Source organism: Glaciimonas sp. OK215 (assembly GCF_057787885.1).
This window is the reverse complement of sequence record NZ_CM173544.1, coordinates 5,958,572-5,976,738: the sequence shown is the minus strand read 5'-3', so window position 1 is coordinate 5,976,738 and position 18,167 is coordinate 5,958,572. Positions and strand designations below refer to the sequence as shown.

The following is an 18,167-nucleotide window of genomic DNA, read 5'->3' as shown; positions in this document are numbered from 1 at the left end:
ACGATTCGCAGCATCAGCGATGCTGGCGCCACGACCATAGTTGTAAGTCCTGCCAACTGTTAGCAACAGATTCTATTCCTTGTTGCCAACAAAAGCTGCGGTCCCGGGATTTAGCTTGATAGTATCTATGTTAGCGCTAACATCCATCCGCACATCATAGCTGCATCGATTTTTTTCTGTCAAATCTTTTGTGCTTGGAAATTATGCGGTGCTGGCTCGGTTGATGAAGAATAGCCAACACCTGACTGCACAAATGAAAAACTGATATTTGCGCCAAAATTGATGTAAATGCCAGATATCGCTGCGCTCTGCCCAGCGCGCCCCTGCATATCCAGGAAGGCCTAAAAAAGACGCAGAGCGCTTTCCGAAAGAAGGTAATATCGTGGCCGCAGCCAAAAAAAAATATCAGTAGGCGCAAATCAGCGAATTAAGCAAAAACAGATGCTTGTAAGTGGCGCATAAAGAGACACTGATAGCCCGTGCAACCGTAAAAAAATGACCCCATGAGTGCAAGACAAACTGCAAAACCCGGCATCGCTGCAAGCGTACCGAAAATCACGCCGCCGCGCCGCGGCCGCGCCACCGGCAGGGTAACGATTACCGATGTCGCACAAGCCGCCAACGTCAGCCCGATGACGGTCTCGCGTGCGCTGAAATCGCCGGAGCTGGTGCAGCAAAAATCGCGCGATCGGATTACCGCCGTCGTCAAAAAACTGGGTTACGTGCCAAACCAGGCGGCGAGCACGCTGGCTTCGGCCAAATCGCAGGTTATCGGCGTGATCGTACCGTCTCTGACCAATGCCGTTTTCATCGACACGCTGAGCGGCATTCGCGATTGCCTGAGCCAGGCCGGTTACCAGTTTCTGATTGGCGAAAGCCGTTACTCGGCGGACAAAGAAAACCAGTTGATCTCGACCTATATGGCACATGCGCCGGACGGTTTTTTGTTGACGGGAATCGAACAGCAAGAGTCGGTGCGGGTGCAACTGGCGAGCAATAATATTCCCGCCGTACGGATGTTCGATCTGAGTAAAAACAGCAACGATCTGACCGTCGGTTTCTCCCAAACAAAGGCCGGCTACAGCGTCGCCCGCCATCTGATTGAACGCGGCTACAAGCGCCCGGCCTTCATCGCCGCGCAACTTGATCCGCGCATGATGAAACGGCGCGAAGGTTTTCGCAAAGGCTTGAGCGAAGCAGGTCTCAACCCGAATTTTGAAGTGCTGCTGCCGGTGCCGTCGACGATAGAACTCGGGGCGCAATTACTTTCCCAAATCCTGCAACAGACACCAGATTGCGACGCCGTGTTTTGCTGTAACGATGATCTGGCACTCGGCGTGCTGTTTGAATGCCAGCGGCGCGGCATCGCGGTACCGACTCAAATGGCGATTGCCGGTTTTAACGACTTGCCGTGGGCGGCGCAATCCAATCCGGCGATTACCTCCATCGTCACACCGCGCTATGACATCGGCTACATTGCGGCCGAGCTGTTACTGAAAACACTCAAAGGTAAACCGATAGAAAAATCGCGCATCGATCTTGGCTTTGAGCTGGCGATTCGGGGCAGTACCTAGTTCGTTACCTGGAAGCCTGCATCGCATTTCCCTGCCACCCGCCGCCCAGCGCCTTGACCAGGAATACCGCGGTCAGCATTTGCTGGCCATGGATCTGTACTGCCTGGCGCTGATTGGCCAGCAGCGCTTGCTGCGCGATGATCACGTCGAGATAGGTGGCGAGGCCGCCGCTGTAGCGGTCGTTGGCGAGTTCTAGCACCCGTTGCGAACTGCGCACGCCGGCTTCGGCCTGCTGGCCGGCGCGGCCGAGCATCGCCATGCCGTCAATGCCGTCTTCGACTTCCTGCATGGCAACCAATACGCTTTGCCGGTAGCCGGCCACCGCAGCGCTGTATGAGGCTTCGGCAATCTTGACGCCGGCGCGGGTTTTGCCGGCGTCAAACAGGGTTTGCGTGACTGCGGCCCCGAGCGACCAGAGCAGGCTGGGCGCGCTCAGCAAATTGCCGATTTGATTGCTGTCCCAACCGCCGTTTGGCTGCAGCAGGATAGTCGGGAAGTAGGCCGCGCGGGCGACGCCGATATTCGCATTCGCGGCGGCCATGGCGCGTTCGGCGGAGGCCACGTCGGGGCGGCGCTGCAACACATCGGACGGCAAACCGACCGGCAGCGGCGGCGCTACCGACGTCAGCACCGCCGCCACCAGCGTGAAACCGGGGGCCGGCGTGCCGGTCATGGTTGCCAGCGCGTGTTCGAATTGCGCGCGCTGATTTTGCAATAACTCGAGCTGGGTCTTGCTGGCGTCGAGCAGTGCCTGCTGTTGCGCCAGGTCCAGGCCGGAGGCGATCCCGAGATCGTGCCGATCGGTAATGAAGTTGAATGCCTTCTCTTGCAAGCCGATCCCCTGGCGCACGACGTCAATTTCAGCATCGAGTTCGCGCAGGTTGAAATAATCGGTGGCCAGTTCCGCCATCAGCACCAGCCGCACATTCTCAAAGTCCGCTGTGGCTTGCTCGGCGGAAGCACGCGCGCCTTCAACCGTGCGGCGCACGCGACCGAACAAGTCGGCTTCATAATTGACGCTAAAACCGAGCTGGAAATTGTTTTGCACGGTAGATTGATTGGGCGTGCCGTAGGCCGCCAGCGGCCGGTTGGCCGAGCTTTTTTCGCGCGCGGCGCCGGTTTGCAAGCCGACTTGCGGAAACAGTCCGGCGGCGCTGACCGTAACTTGCGCGCGGGCCTGCTCGAGATGCGCAGCCGCAATGCGCAGGGTTTGATTTTGCGCCAGTGCCTGCTGTTCCAGCTGATTCAGTTGCGCATCCTGAAACAACTCCCACCAGTCGCCCTTCAACGCGCCGTCATTCGGCGTCCCTGGGTGAAATGGTGTCGCGAACTGCCAGGCCGCCGGCATGCTGATGTCGGGCTTCTTGTAATCCGGGCCGCTGGCGCAGCCTGCCAGCAAGGCGACGGCACTCAGCAGTGCCAGGCGGTGCGCTGGTTTCATGACCTGGCTTTCTTCGCAGGTGCTGCCGGCTTCGGCTGCACCACCGTCACGACATCGTTGTCGGCCAGCGAATCGGCCGGATTCAGCACCAGTTGGTCGGTGGCGCTGATGCCGCTGAGGATTTCCAGTGAATTGCCGAGGTCGCGGCCGATGATAACGGTGTTGAGCTTGACGTGACCGCTGCCGTCGACCACCGCGATGCGGGTACCTTCGGGGCGGAACAGAATCACGTTGGGCGGCACCAGCAGGACATTCGACGTACCGCTGACCGGCAGCGCAACCTGCACATAGGCACCGGCCAGCAGCTTGTTGTCGTGGTTGGGCAGGTTGACTTCAATCTGCATGGTGCGCGTGGCGGCATCGATCGCGCCGGCGGTGCGCGCTACGCTGCCGCGGAATACCTGACCGGCCAGTTCGCTTTGGGTGATGCCGACCGGATCGCCGATCTTGATACGTTGTGCATACGCTTGCGGCACGTACACATACACCCGCAGCGGATCGACCTGCGCCAGCGTGAACAGCGCGCGCCCGGCACCGCCGTTACCGGCGTCGATCAGGTCGCCGACATTCACGCTGCGGCGTGTCACCACGCCGGCAAACGGCGCCAGCACTTTCTTGAAATCTTCAAGCTTCTGCAGACGCCGCACATTCGCGTCGGCGGCGGCAAGATTGGCTTGCGCTTGCACGAAGGCACTGCTGCGCTCGTTCAGTTCCTGTTGCGTTACCGCATCTTTTTTGCGCAGCGCTTCCCAACGCTCGGCCGAACTCTTCGCCAGATCAAGGCTGGACGCCGCCTGTTGCCGCGCAGCAATGGCTTGCGACAGTTGCTGGTCGACTTCGGGTGTGTCGATTTCGGCCAGCAATTCACCTTTGCCGACATGGGCACCGATGTCTTTATTCCAGCGCAATACATAACCGCTGCTGCGGGCATAAATCGGCGATTCAATGATCCCCTGCAAGGTGCCGGGCAAGGTCAGCGGCTCACTCGTGTCGACCGTTCTGGCGTTGATCGTCGTCACGTAAAGCCGGGCTTGTTCGGTGGTCGATGCGGCTAGTGCCCGTGCGTGGACGAGGCGCAACACGACGGTCGCAATTGCCCCCAGCAGCAGCAAGGCCAGGATGCCGGCGCCGATGAGCTTGGCGCGTCTCAGGATGGGGCCGCGCTGCGGATGATGCGGCGCAGACGCGTCGCCGTGCGCGAGAGCGTCCGGCTCCGCGCCATGGATACCGAGCGTGGCGTGGCGTTTTTCAGACATATCAGGAATCCCCTTCTTCTACAGCAGGCAATGTTGGGTGCGGCCGGTTTGCCGAGCGGGCTTCCTTGCGGTGCTCCAAAGCGCGGTGAATCCCGGCAAAAACGATAGGAACGAAAAACAGGGTTGAGACCGTGGCAAACAGCAAGCCGCCGATCACCGCGCGCCCGAGCGGTGCATTTTGCTCGGCGCCCTCGCCGAAACCGATCGCCATCGGGATCATGCCGATGATCATCGCCAGCGCCGTCATCAGCACGGGCCGGATGCGGGTTGCGCCGGCTTCCAGCGCTGCCGACAGCGGCGGCAGGCCGTCGTTGAGGCGCTGGCGGGCAAACGATATCACCAGAATACTGTTGGCGGTAGCCACTCCCATGGTCATGATGGCACCGGTCAAGGCCGGTACGCTGAGCGTGGTGCCGGTCAGGAACAGCATCCAGGCGATACCCGCCAGCGCGGCCGGCAGCGCGCTGATGATGATGAAAGGGTCGACCCAGGACTGGAAATTGACGACGATCAGCAGATAGACCAGCACGATCGCCATCAACAGGCCGATGCCTAAGCCGATGAACGACGTTCTCATGGTTTCCACCTGACCGCGGATCACGATCTGGGTACCACGCGGCAGGTTCGGCCGTAACTGCTCGACCAGCTTTTCCACCTGATTGGAAACACCGCCCAAATCGCGCCCTTCCACGCTAACGTAGAGATCGATCACCGGCGAGATGTTGTAATGCGAGACGTCCGCCAGCTGTTGCGCGGGCCGCACCTGGACCAGATTGCTGAGGAGCTGGGTCGGTACCACGCCATTGCCCGTATTGGCTGCCGCCGCGTTTGCGCTGACCGGTGTGCGCAGCAATGCGTCGAGATCGTTGAGCTGGTATTGCGGCGTTTGCACGGCGATGCTGTAGACCACGCCATTGGCAGGATTGAGCCAGAACGCCGGGGCGGTCTGGAAGCTGCCTGACAAGGACACCAGCAAATTCTGGGCGACGTCGACCGGGTTCAGGCCGAGCTGCTTGATCTGGCTGCGGTCCATGTTCAGCGCCAGCGTCGGCTGATTGAGTTTTTGCTGGATATGGACGTCGACCGCGCCCGGAATCTGCTTGACTTGCTTCATCAGCTTGCTGGCAAACGCGTAATTGGTGGGCAGATCGGCGCCGGCAATCTGCACATCGAGCGCTGCCGGCAAACCGAAGTTAAGGATCTGGGTGACGATGTCCGCCGGCTGGAAGAAAAATTCCAGGCCCGGAAAACGCCGTGGCAGTTCCCGCCGCAGTTGGTCGATATAGATGGCGGTCGGGCGATGGCCTTCGTTCAGCGATATCTGGATTTCACCATCCAGTGTGCCGATGGTGCCGGCGTTGCTGTACGAGAGGTTGATGCCGCTGTACGGCAGGCCCAGATTGTCGAGCACGGTGCCAAGTTCCCTGGCCGGTACGATCTCGCGGATAACCTTATCCACCTGGTCGGCCAGGCGCGCGGTTTCTTCGATGCGGGTACCGGTCGGCGCCCGCATGTGCAGCCGGATCTGGCCGGAATCGACACTCGGGAAAAAGTCGCGCCCCAGCCCGAATACCAGGCCGCAGGACAACACGCAAAATGCCAGGAACAGGCCGCCGAACGTTTTGCGATGGGTCAGCAGCGTCGACAGGATGAGGATGTAGCCGCCGCGAAACTTTTCAAAGGCGGCGTCGAATTTGCGATAAGTCCGTTGCAGCAGGCTCGGTTTGGCGGACGGATCGGCTGGTGCCTGATCCATCATCAGCATCACCATGGTCGGCACCAGCGTACGCGACAACACATACGACGCCAGCATGGCAAACACCACCGCTTCGGCCAGCGGCACGAACAGGTAGCGCGCCACGCCGGTCAGGAAAAACATCGGCACGAATACGATACAGATGCACAGCGTCGAGACCAGCGCCGGTATGGCAATTTCGCCGGCGCCTTCCAGGATCGCCTTATGCAAATCCGAACCCTGATGCAAATGCCGTTCGATGTTCTCGATGGTGACGGTGGCATCGTCCACCAATATCCCGACCGCGAGCGCCAGCCCGCCCAATGTCATGATGTTGATGGTTTCGCCCAATGCATACAGCGCCAGGATGGACAGCGGGATCGACACGGCAATGATGCAGGTGCTGCGCCAGTTGCCGAGGAACAACAGAATCAGCGCGGCGGTCAGGCAGGCGGCGATCAGCGCCTCGTGGACCACGCCGCTGATCGCCGCCTTGACGAACAGCGACTGATCGAACAGCGGGGTGATTTTCAAGTCTTGCGGCAGGGATTGCAACGCGGTCGGCAGTAATGCACGTAGCGTACTGACAATATCCAGTGTCGACGAGCCGCCATTCTTCAATACCGAAATCAGCACGCCGCGCTGGCCGTTCTGGCGCACGATATTGGTTTGCGGCGAAAAGCCGTCGCGCACCCGGGCGACTTCGGAAAGATAGGTGGTGGTGCCGTTTTTGGCCAGCACCGGGAGGTTGTTCAGGCCGGCGATCGAATCGGGCGAACCATTCAGGCTGACGTTGAATTCGGTGCTGCCGATCTTGGCGGTGCCGGACGGCAAGGCCAGGTTTTGGGCATTGACCGCATTCACCACATCGGTCGGCGTGAGTCCTTTGGACAACATCGCCTGGGTATCCAGATCGACCGACACCAGGCGCGATTTGCCGCCGTAAGGATACGGTATGGCCGCGCCGGGGATGGTGATCAGCTGCGGTCTCAGAAAATTGACGGCGGTATCGAACAGCGCCTGTTCGGTCATGGTCGGACTGGACAGCCCAAGCTGAATGACGGGAATACTGGACGCTGAATATTTGATGATCAGCGGCGGTGTGATGCCGGGCGGCAACTGGCGTATTTGCGCCTGCTCGATCGCCACCACTTGCGCAATCGCCGTCTGGATATTCGCAGTCGGCTGAAAGAAAATCTTGATGATGGAGATGCCGGCCAGCGATTGCGATTCAATGTGCTCGATGTCGTTGACCGTCGTCGTCAGGCTGCGCTCGTTGGCTGCAGCGATGCGCTGCCCCATATCCTGGGCCGACAGGCCGCCGTAGTTCCAGATGATGCTGATGACCGGAATATTGATGTCGGGGAAAATGTCGGTCGCCATCTTGGTCAGGACCAGCGGCGTCGACAGCAAAATCAATAACGCCATCACGATGAACGTGTAAGGCCGCCGCAATGCAATTTGAACAATCCACATCTTAGGTAAATTTCCGCATTGATGAACGACGTTTTGAGATGGTAGCCGAATTTTCGCAAACAGATATGCTCGCGTCTTTTCGCGATATTTTGCGCGTCCGCCTGCGCTGCGCGAGGGTTGCCGCGTCGATTAACGGCGTTGACAACTCACACGTAATTTACGCGGGATGCCTGGCAATTGCACGGCGTATCTATCGCGATGGATGGTTTTTTTGTCGAGAGACTTTTACCGATTCAGCGACCGATAAATGATGCCTTTATAGCATTAACTTCGCGGGCGCGAAGTTAAGCAGTGATGCGTAAGCACCGATGCGCCAGGGAAGAATACGCAATCAACGAATCGGCAGTCGGGTGGTGTGTTTGACTTCTTCCATCACCGCATAGGTATGGGTTTCACGGACGCCTTTCAGTTGCAACAGGGATTTGCCGAGAAATTCCCGATAGGCGTTCATGTCTTTGACACGTGCCTTGACCAGATAATCGAAACCGCCAGCCACCATGTGGCATTCCAGAACTTCCGGGATCACCTGGACGCTCTTGCTGAAGGCATCGAAGACTTCCGGCGTGGTGCGGTCCAGCACCACTTCGATGAATACCAGCAGCGCCACATCCAGCAACTGCGGGTTGAGTTGGGCCGTGTAATGCATGATGTAGCCGGCATCCTGCAATTTGCGCACACGCTCCAGGCAAGCCGCAGGCGACAGATTCACCCGTGCCGACAAATCGACATTGCTGATACGGCCGTCGTTTTGTAATTCGGACAGAATTTTTTTGCTGATCTTGTCGAGCATGGTGGTTACTTCCCGAAAAATTTTATTCGGTGAAATTTTCTCATTAATAACAAAATTTTGATAGTCACCTGTATTACCAGAATAAATCCATCGTGATGACGCCTACAATCGACCGATTCGCAAGCTTTGCGGAATTCTTCCCCCACCATTTCGTTTCATTGCTTTTTTACCTATTTCGAGACAACCACCATGCCGACGCAATCCACGCTGACTTCATCATCGGGCACGATCGCATTTACCGAATTCCATGCGGAAGTGATGCGCAATCCGTCGCCGTTGCGTGCCGCGATCACCGCCGCCTATCGCCGTGATGAAACGCTCGCCGTGCAGTGGTTGCTGGCGCAAGTGCAGGATAGCCCGAGCGCCCATGCGGCCAGCCGGGATCTGGCGCGCAAACTGGTGCAGTCGGTGCGCGAGAAGCGCACCCGCGCCTCCGGTGTGGATGCGCTGATGCATGAATTTTCACTGTCGTCGGAAGAGGGCGTGGCGCTGATGTGTCTGGCCGAAGCGCTATTGCGGATTCCCGATCATCAAACCGCCGACCGTCTGATCGCCGACAAGATCAGCAAAGGTGACTGGGGCCGTCATCTGGGCGAGTCGCCATCCATGTTCGTCAATGCCGCAACCTGGGGCCTGCTGATCACCGGCAAACTGGTCAGCACGAATAGCGAACGCGGCCTCGGTTCCGCCCTGACCAAACTGATCAGCAAGGGTGGCGAGCCATTGATCCGCAAAGGCGTCGATGTTGCCATGCGCATGCTGGGAAATCAGTTTGTCACCGGACAAACCATCGCCGAAGCGCTCAGCAACAGCCGCGACAACGAAAAGCGCGGCTATCGCTATTCCTACGACATGCTGGGCGAAGCGGCATTGACCGAAGAAGATGCCGCCGCGTATTACAAATCGTATGAAGACGCGATCCACGCCATCGGCCGCGCCTCGGCGGGTCGCGGAATTAAAGACGGTCCCGGCATCTCGGTCAAATTATCCGCACTGCATCCTCGCTATTCACGCGCCCAGCAGCAACGCACCCTGACCGAACTATTGCCGCGTCTGAAGCAGCTGCTTTTGCTGGCCAAGCAATACGACATCGGCTTGAATATCGACGCCGAAGAAGCGGACCGCCTGGAACTGTCGCTGGATTTGATGGAAGCGTTGGCATTCGATCCGGATCTGGCCGGTTTTCAAGGTATCGGTTACGTGGTGCAGGGGTATCAGAAACGCTGCCCGTTCGTCATCGACTATCTGACCGACCTGGCGCGCCGCAGCGGTCAGAAATTTATGGTGCGGCTGGTCAAGGGAGCGTATTGGGATGCCGAAATCAAGCGCGCGCAAGTCGACGGCATGCCCGGCTATCCGGTCTATACCCGCAAGGTTTACACCGATGTTTCATACCTGGCATGTGCGCAAAAATTGCTGGCAGCGACCGATGTCATCTATCCGCAATTTGCGACCCACAACGCGCAAACACTGGCGACGATTTACAGCTGGGCGCAAGAAAAAAACATCACCGATTATGAATTCCAATGCCTGCACGGCATGGGCGAAACGCTCTACGACCAGGTGGTTGGAAAAGATAATCTGGACAAGCCATGCCGGATTTATGCGCCGGTCGGGTCCCATCAGACATTGCTCGCTTACCTGGTGCGACGCTTGCTGGAAAACGGTGCAAATTCCTCGTTCGTCAATCAAATCGTTGACGAAAACGTGTCGATCGACACACTGATTGCCGATCCGCTGGAAGCCGCGCTCAAGCTCGGCGGCGAACCGCATGCCAACATCTCACTTCCGCGCGCGCTGTATGGTGTCGAGCGCAAGAATTCTGCCGGTGTCGACCTCAGCAATGAAGATGTGCTGCGCGCAATTGATACGGCATTTAAGGAATTCGGCAGCCGCCAATGGCAAGCGCTGCCGTTGATCGCGGCATTACAGATTGCCGGCAGCAGTGCGGCGCAACCGATCTTGAATCCGGCCGATCATCGCGATGTCGTCGGTAGCGTCATCGAAGCCAGCGCCGACGATGTCGAGCACGCGCTGCAGGCGGCCACCGCCTACGCGCTCGACTGGCAAGCGTTGCCGCCGGCGGAGCGTGCCGAAATGCTGATGCGGGCTGCAGATTTGTTCGAAGAAAATCAATTGGAATTCATCGCACTGGCAGTCCGTGAAGCCGGGAAATCGCTGCCTAACGGGATTGCGGAAGTACGCGAAGCGGTCGATTTTTTGCGCTATTACGCCGCACAAATCCGGCATACGCAACCTGCGCTGGCGCTCGGTCCGGTGGTTTGCATCAGTCCATGGAATTTCCCGCTGGCGATTTTTGTCGGCGAAATCAGCGCCTCGCTGGCAGCCGGAAATGTGGTGCTGGCCAAACCGGCCGAGCAAACGCCGTTGATCGCCAGCCGTGCAGTAGAACTGCTGCATCAGGCCGGCATTCCGCGCGCGGCGCTGCAACTCTTGCCGGGCCGCGGCGATACCGTCGGCGCCAGCCTGACGGCTGACGCACGCATCAAAGGCGTGATTTTCACCGGCTCAACCGAAGTCGCGCAACTGATCAATCGGACGCTCGCCGAACGCGCGGTAAAAGAAGGCGTCGACCTGCCGTTCATCGCTGAAACCGGCGGTCAGAATGCGTTAATCGTTGATTCCAGCGCGCTCCCGGAACAGGTGGTGGTGGACGTGCTCAGCTCGGCTTTCGACAGTGCCGGTCAACGCTGTTCGGCATTGCGTGTGCTGTGCCTGCAACACGATATCGCCGACCGCACCATACACATGCTGAAAGGCGCGATGCAGGAACTGCGCATCGGCAATCCGGACCGCCTGATCACCGATATCGGACCGGTCATCGACGCCGACGCGCAAGGACAATTGCAAGCGCATATCGAGAAGATGAAAGGCACGGCAAAAGACTTCTTCCAACTGCCGCTGTCCGCTGCGCAACAAAACGGCACTTTCGTAGCACCGACGCTGATTGAAATCGGCGCGCTGGATGAATTGCAGCGCGAAGTGTTCGGTCCGGTGCTGCACGTGCTGCGCTACACGCGTGCCGAACTGCCGCAACTGATCGATGCGATTAACGCCAGCGGTTACGGATTAACGCTCGGGGTCCATTCACGTATCGATGAAACCATCGATTTCATCTCAAGCCGCGCCCATGTCGGCAACATTTATGTGAATCGAAATATCGTCGGGGCGGTAGTTGGCGTGCAGCCATTCGGTGGTGAAGGTAAATCGGGCACAGGACCCAAAGCCGGCGGCCCGCTATATCTGAAACGCCTGCAACTGAACCCCTTGGTGAGCTTGGGTGCACACACGATACATGAAGCCAGCGCAACCGCTGCCGAAGGCACACCGGCGCTGCAGGCGTTATTGAGTTGGGCGAAAACCCACGGCCATCAACGCATCGCCGCACTCGGCCAGGAATATATCCACCAGAGCTGGCTGGGGACTTCGATGGTCTTGCCGGGACCGACCGGAGAACGGAATACCTTGTCGTTCGCGCCGCGCGGTGCGGTGTTATGTAGTGCGACGACGGTCGGTGCGATGTTGAATCAGCTGGCTGCGGTGCTCGCTACCGGCAATACGCCGGTGATCGAAGCCGCGGCATCCGGCTTGATGCCAAGCGGCTTGCCAAAGGCGGTGCGCGTTACCATTCAGACGATCAGCAATGTCGTCAACGCTAGCGATAAGGACGCCATCGCACTGCATCTGGCGCTGGTCGATAGTGCTGAACTGGCGCGCCTGCATCCGCTGCTGGCGGCGCGGGATGGCGCTTTGGTGCCGCTGCTGGAAACCTCGGAATATGCGCCGATTCCACTCTGGAGATTGGTCGCCGAACGCGCTTTATGCGTAAACACCACAGCAGCGGGCGGTAACGCCAGTTTGATGACGTTGGAGGCGTAGTTTGTAAAACGGAAAATTTCCGAGTCTGTACAGTCAGACGGGCCATCGTTCACGACGATGGCCCATTTTTTTTGTCCGCAACTGGCTAAGAAAGTAGGGCAGATGAGCGGCATCCATCTTCAGTCATCCAAACTGCGGTTGGCAGCTCAACTGACGACCACTTTTCCTCAAGCCAGTGTTACTCTGCTGAAATACGGGGGCGCTTGCCATCACGCTTAAAGACACAGGATAAAAAATAGCCGCACCGCCTAGAAACCCTGGTTGCATCTCGCACGTTGGACGACTGCGCATAGTTCAACGTTTTCAACTTGAGCCATGCGTTAATGTCACAAGTCGCCACTTCTTTCTATGACCGCTCCCCGATTTCACGCTTTAAAAATTCTGGCCTGGTGTGCTGGCAGCCTGCTAGTCGTGCTGGCGCTATGTCTGGTATTTTTGCTGACGTTCGACTGGAATCGGGCCAGGCCCTGGTTGAACCAGCGGATCAGCGAAGCCGCCGGTCGCCCTTTTGCCATCCGCGGCGACTTGTCGTTGACCTGGCTTAAACCGCAAACAGAAGAATCGGGCTGGCGCAAATTGGTTCCATGGCCGCGACTGGCGGCGCACGATATTGTGCTCGGCAATCCGGACTGGGCCAAAACCGGCGCGCAGATGGTCGAGGTCGGACAAGTGACTTTTTCCTTGAGTCCGCTGCAGTTGCTGGCAAAAAAAATCGTCCTGCCAACACTCCAGCTCGACACACCGACGCTGATGCTGGAACGCTCTCCCGATGGCAAGAACAACTGGACCTTCAAATCTTCCACACCCTCGAGCTGGCAACTGGAACTACAAAAAATAGTGCTGGCAAAAGCCACTGTGCGGCTACTGGATCCCATCAACAAGCTCGATATCAAGGCGAACATCGATACGCTGAGCGATAGCACCAAGGAAGGTTACGGCATCGGCTGGAACGTTGCGGGCAGTTTTAACAACGCGCCGGTGAGCGGCAGCGGCAAAGCGGGCGCGGTGCTATCGCTACAGAACTCGAGCACCCCGTATCCGCTGCAAGCCAGCGTGCATGTCGGCAAAACGGCCATCGCAATTCAAGGTAGTTTGACCAAGCCCAGCGCGCTGGCGGCACTCGATCTGCGACTGAAACTGTCCGGCGCCAGTATGGCGGATTTGTATCCGCTGACCGGTATCGTGCTACCGGCCACACCACCGTTCTCGACGGAAGGTCGGCTCATTGGAAAAATTCAAGCTGGCGGTGGCGACTGGACCTATGAAAAATTCAGCGGCCGGGTCGGTTCCAGCGATTTGTCCGGAACGCTTGAATATGTGGCTAAAAAACCGCGGCCTCTGCTGCAGGGAAGTGTGCTGTCAAACCAGCTGCGACTGGAAGATTTGGCGCCGTTGATCGGGGCCGACTCGAATGCGAGCAAGGCGAATCGCGGCGTCGCCCCGGTGCAGCCAGGCAACAGGGCGTTGCCGCACGAAGAATTCCATACCGAACGCTGGGGCAGCATCGATGCCGACGTCAAATTTACCGGCCGCAAGATTATTCGGCAGAAGGAATTGCCAATTCAGGATCTGGTAGCCGACGTTCACCTGAACAACAGCGTGCTGTCGCTGACACCGCTGAATTTCGGCGTTGCCGGCGGGAATCTGGTTTCGACCATCAAACTCGATGCTAGCGGCAAGACCATCAAGGCGGAAATGAAAATGTCGGCGCGCCACCTGAAAATCAAGCAGCTGTTCCCGACCCTGGAATCGTCTCGCGCCAGTCTCGGTGAAATCAATGGCGACGCGGCTTTGTCCGGCGTCGGCAATTCGGTGGCTACTCTGCTCGCTACGTCCAACGGCGAACTGAAAGCCTTGATCAATCAGGGCACCATGAGTAAATTCATCCTCGAAGCCGCCGGCCTGAACATCGCCAACGTGGTAATTACCAAACTCTTCGGCGACAAACCGGTAAAACTGAATTGCCTGGCGAGCGACTTTGCGATCACCAATGGCGTCATGCAGACCCGCACTTTCGTGCTGGATACCGACGATGCCATCATCAATGTCAGCGGCCAGATCGATCTGGCCAGGGAATTGCTCGCGCTGGATGTCCGACCAAAGAGCAAGGGCCTGCGCATCATTACCCTCAGATCGCCGTTATACGTCGCTGGCAGCTTTAAAAGTCCTGAGGTAGGGGTGAATAAGGGTGTGTTGGCATTAAAGGCTGGTGGCGCGATTGCGCTCGGTGTCCTGGCGCCTGTAGCCGCATTGTTGCCTCTGATGAGCATCGGTGCTGAGCAGCATGCCGATTGCGCCGGCTTGCTGGCCGAGGCCAGGCTGAAGCCGACAGCGCCCCCACCAGGCAAAACTGCGCGTAGCAAGGCCAGAGCGCCACAACGCACGCATTAAACGTCTCCAGCGCGATCCAAGGCGAATTAGCAGCGTTTAATCAACCTGCCAACGCCTGACCTGGTTGGCAGCAGTTCCTGAGAGCATTCATTCTTCCCAGGCCGCGATTTCATAGGCAATTTGTCGTACCAGCCTGCCTGTTTCCGTTCGGAACATCCTCCTAAAGCCAGTTTTTCCAGCATAGCCCGGTCTGTTTTAGCCCCTGTTCCATGGCTAAAACGCGGGATGGCGATCGGCATATTTTTGCCATCAAAGCGATCTCATTGAGCAGGAAATGTGGATAACCCTATGGATATCAGCTGCTTCCAGTGGGGATATCTGCGGATTCTTCAGCGTTTGAATTTTTGTTCAACAACTATTCTTTTCCGATACAGCGTTTACTCAAGCCTTATCCAAATTGTAAACATCTGTTTACAAGGAGTTTTTTGGCGTTATCCACAGAAAGAATGGTCGTTAACTACTATTACTATTTATATCTATAAATCGTTAACTAAAATCCTAAAAACGCTGATTTCCTGGATATCTTTAAAAAAAGCAGCTGAATTCTGTAAAAAACGGCTGAACGTCGATCTGACGTTTACCGCCCGACACTGAAGAGACTGGATGCCAAGCACCAGCGTGAAGACATTGCGCTGGATGTCATGCGTTTTTGAAGACCTGTTTACTAAAAAATTTGCGCTAAATCAAGTTTGACCTGACTGGAGCTCGCCTGTTTTTACACACTAAGCGGTTGTGCCAGCGGTTGAAGTCTGCCAAACGATGAAATAAATGCCTATTTTTCTACTAAAAACGCCACATGCATGGTTATTTCGGTATGCAAATAGCAATTTTGTGGATAACTCTGTTGATATTCAGTGCATTCGATGTGGAAATCGAGCTTGTTTTTCATATCCGGATTTCTGTTCAACAACTATTCCTTTTTAATACAGCGTTTACTGCACTGTTATCCAATCTGTAAGCATATGTTTACAAAAAAGAATCTAGTGTTATCCACAGAAAATGGTGTCGTTAACTACTATTACTATTCATATATTTAAACAAGTAAACCTAAAACCGGAAAAATCCGTTTGCCCCGGAAATACTGTAAAAAATACAACTTTACTTGCTTCAAGAATGCGTGCTTGCAGTTCAAAAAAGAAGCTTCTCAAAGCAAACATGACGTCTATTTTCACCAATTGACTCTTAGCCTGTGGATAAGTCTCTGGATATCTCTGCTGCTTAGTTGGGGATATCCGAGATGTTTTTCACTTCCAGATTTTTATCCAACAACTGTGGTTAACAAATACAAGCCTTACTCAGCGTTTATCATCATTGTAAGCTATTGTTTTTAAAGAAAATTAAATAGTTATCCACAGAAAAGCAGGTCGTTAACTACTACTACTATTTATATATATAAACCTTTAAATTAAATATACAGATGACCTGAAGACGGAAAGATCATTGTTTTAGCAGCAAGAAAACATTAAAAATGAATACTTCCTCCTTACTTCGAGCAAAATAAAATTGCCTATAAAGCAATTAAATTCACCAAAGAAACGTAAAACAGAATGTTCTATCTGAATTTAAGGCCGGGTAAGTTTCTAGTAAGTAACAAAGTAGATAAATAAGCGCTACTGCTTCCATTCGACTCAGCACAGGTTTTGCAACAACGGCTTTGGTCAAACTGAAATTTTTATCAAAAAAACATTAAGTTATTCACAGGCAACGTCGATGCGCGTATTTCTGAGGAAGTCATTGCAATTTTCGTCAACGGCATCCTCAAGCAAACTGCGTTGTTTGCCGGAAAGAATATTGAAAGTTGATATATCGACACCATCAACCGCTTTTTACAAAAACAGCCGGCAACAAGCTGACGAAAAAAGAGAAAGAGACAAATGGAAGCAGCAGGTAAATACGACTACGTTATTGTTGGCGCTGGAACCGCAGGTTGTGTATTAGCTAACCGATTGACGCGAGACCCTAAGGTTAACGTGTTGCTGATCGAGGCCGGGGCCAAAGACGATTACATCTGGATTCATATTCCGGTCGGTTATCTGTATTGCATCAACAATCCACGCACCGATTGGTTGTATCGGACCGAACCGGATGCCGGTCTGAATAATCGCAGTTTGATTTATCCGCGCGGCAAGGTGTTGGGTGGATCTTCATCCATTAACGGCATGATTTACATGCGCGGTCAGGCCCGCGATTACGATCAGTGGGCGGCATTGACCGGCGACGATAGCTGGCGCTGGAACAATGTACTGCCGGCATTTAAGAAAAGTGAAGATCACCACAACGGTGCGAACGAATTCCATGGCGCCGGCGGCGAATGGCGTGTCGAAAAACAACGCTTGTCATGGAAAATTCTGGATGCTTTTCGCGATGCGGCGGCTGAAACCGGGATTCCGAAAATCGACGATTTCAATCGGGGCGATAACGAAGGCGTGGGCTACTTTGACGTCAATCAAAAACGCGGTATTCGCTGGAATGCTTCAAAGGCTTTTTTGCGCACGGCTGCTGCGCGCGGTAATCTGGAAATCATGACCGGTTGCCAGGTGAAACGGCTGCAGATTGAAACCGGCGAAGATGGCTTGCAATGCAAAGGCGTTGAGTTTTTCGGTGGCGGAAAAGAGTGGGCCGCACAAGCCGCCCGTGAAGTTTTATTGTGTGCCGGTGCGGTCGGATCACCGCATATTTTGCAGCTCTCCGGCATCGGTCCGGCAGCACTTTTACAGCAGCAGCAGATTCCGGTATTGTACGAAGCACCGGGGGTTGGCGAAAATCTGCAGGATCATTTGCAGATACGCATGGCGTTCAAAGTGAACGGGGTAAAGACACTCAACATGATGTCGAATAACTGGTTGGGAAAAATGAAAATCGGCATGGAATACATGCTCTCGCGCAGTGGTCCGATGTCGATGGCACCATCGCAATTGGGAGCCTTTGCCAAATCGGATCCGACCCGGGAAACGGCGAATCTTGAGTATCACGTGCAGCCATTGTCGCTGGAAAAATTTGGCGATCCGCTGCACGATTTTCCAGCTTTCACCGCCAGCGTCTGCAATTTGCGGCCGACGTCGCGTGGTCATATTCGTCTGGCTTCAGGTGATCCTTTGGCCGCACCGAAAATCACGTTGAATTACCTGGCGACGGCGGCCGATCGCAAGGTTGCTGCCGATTCCGTGGTGTTAACGCGAAAGATCGCCGCCGCACCGGCATTGCAAAAATATGCGCCGCAGGAGTTCAAGCCGGGCTTGCAATTTCAAACCGAGGAAGAATTGATTCGTGCTGCAGGAGAAGTCGGCACGACCATTTTTCACCCGGTCGGGACTTGCAAGATGGGTCGCGTAGGCGATACGTTAGCCGTAGTTGATAGTAAATTGCGCGTAATTGGCGTAAACGGGCTACGGGTTGTAGATGCCTCCGTGATGCCGACGATCACCTCGGGCAACACCAATTCACCGACCATCATGATTGCTGAAATGGCGGCGAAATTCATTTTGGATAAAGCGCTTTGACAGGCTGATCGCGCTGACTGGAGCAGGGCCGGGCTATAGTATTTCTACGTATTGCTCAGCCTGGAGGTGAACTGTAGTATCCGTAAAAAACTATAAAAGTGATA

General features: G+C 55.7%; 8 protein-coding genes. 4 read left to right on the top strand and 4 right to left on the bottom strand.

The window, feature by feature from the left end; translation table 11 throughout:
* Positions 1-503 precede the first annotated feature (503 nt).
* Entirely contained in the window at positions 504-1,574 is a 1,071-nt protein-coding gene (gntR, locus tag AC3CHX_RS27625; protein WP_488631134.1) for an HTH-type transcriptional regulator GntR, read from the top strand.
* Between the two features lie 4 nt (positions 1,575-1,578).
* Here gntR and AC3CHX_RS27620 read toward each other — a convergent pair whose 3' ends face one another.
* The 4 genes from AC3CHX_RS27620 to AC3CHX_RS27605 all read right to left on the bottom strand — a co-directional run bounded on the left by AC3CHX_RS27620 (position 1,579) and on the right by AC3CHX_RS27605 (position 8,272).
* On the bottom strand, positions 1,579-3,015 hold the full coding sequence (locus tag AC3CHX_RS27620) for an efflux transporter outer membrane subunit (protein WP_488631133.1): 1,437 nt from the start codon (positions 3,013-3,015) through the stop codon (positions 1,579-1,581).
* Positions 3,012-4,271 (bottom strand): efflux RND transporter periplasmic adaptor subunit, encoded by a 1,260-nt coding sequence (locus AC3CHX_RS27615; RefSeq protein WP_488631132.1) that lies wholly within the window; start codon positions 4,269-4,271, stop codon positions 3,012-3,014. The genes AC3CHX_RS27620 and AC3CHX_RS27615 overlap by 4 nt, the downstream gene beginning before the upstream one ends.
* Before the next feature lies 1 nt (position 4,272).
* Entirely contained in the window at positions 4,273-7,482 is a 3,210-nt protein-coding gene (locus AC3CHX_RS27610) for an efflux RND transporter permease subunit (protein WP_488631131.1), read from the bottom strand.
* A gap of 331 nt (positions 7,483-7,813) precedes the next feature.
* A complete protein-coding gene (locus AC3CHX_RS27605; protein WP_488631130.1) occupies positions 7,814-8,272 on the bottom strand; it encodes an Lrp/AsnC ligand binding domain-containing protein in 459 nt (152 codons plus the stop codon).
* A gap of 258 nt (positions 8,273-8,530) precedes the next feature.
* Here AC3CHX_RS27605 and putA point away from each other — a divergent pair, with 258 nt between their 5' ends.
* The 3 genes from putA (at position 8,531) to AC3CHX_RS27590 (ending at position 18,063) form a co-directional block, all read left to right on the top strand.
* On the top strand, positions 8,531-12,172 hold the full coding sequence (gene putA / locus AC3CHX_RS27600) for a trifunctional transcriptional regulator/proline dehydrogenase/L-glutamate gamma-semialdehyde dehydrogenase (protein ID WP_488644956.1): 3,642 nt from the start codon (positions 8,531-8,533) through the stop codon (positions 12,170-12,172).
* 348 nt (positions 12,173-12,520) lie between these two features.
* Complete coding sequence (locus tag AC3CHX_RS27595) at positions 12,521-14,563, top strand: AsmA family protein (RefSeq protein ID WP_488631129.1); 2,043 nt, start codon at positions 12,521-12,523, stop codon at positions 14,561-14,563.
* A 1,874-nt stretch (positions 14,564-16,437) separates the two neighbouring features.
* On the top strand, positions 16,438-18,063 hold the full coding sequence (locus AC3CHX_RS27590; RefSeq protein WP_488631128.1) for a GMC family oxidoreductase: 1,626 nt from the start codon (positions 16,438-16,440) through the stop codon (positions 18,061-18,063).
* Positions 18,064-18,167: the final 104 nt, after the last annotated feature.

Bases quoted from the DNA above. Each gene is read 5' to 3' on its own strand.
- gntR (WP_488631134.1), top strand. From the start codon at position 504: ATGAGTGCAAGACAAACTGCAAAACCCGGCATCGCTGCAAGCGTACCG.
- AC3CHX_RS27620 (WP_488631133.1), bottom strand. From the start codon at position 3,015: ATGAAACCAGCGCACCGCCTGGCACTGCTGAGTGCCGTCGCCTTGCTG.
- AC3CHX_RS27615 (WP_488631132.1), bottom strand. From the start codon at position 4,271: ATGTCTGAAAAACGCCACGCCACGCTCGGTATCCATGGCGCGGAGCCG.
- AC3CHX_RS27610 (WP_488631131.1), bottom strand. From the start codon at position 7,482: ATGTGGATTGTTCAAATTGCATTGCGGCGGCCTTACACGTTCATCGTG.
- AC3CHX_RS27605 (WP_488631130.1), bottom strand. From the start codon at position 8,272: ATGCTCGACAAGATCAGCAAAAAAATTCTGTCCGAATTACAAAACGAC.
- putA (WP_488644956.1), top strand. From the start codon at position 8,531: ATGCGCAATCCGTCGCCGTTGCGTGCCGCGATCACCGCCGCCTATCGC.
- AC3CHX_RS27595 (WP_488631129.1), top strand. From the start codon at position 12,521: ATGACCGCTCCCCGATTTCACGCTTTAAAAATTCTGGCCTGGTGTGCT.
- AC3CHX_RS27590 (WP_488631128.1), top strand. From the start codon at position 16,438: ATGGAAGCAGCAGGTAAATACGACTACGTTATTGTTGGCGCTGGAACC.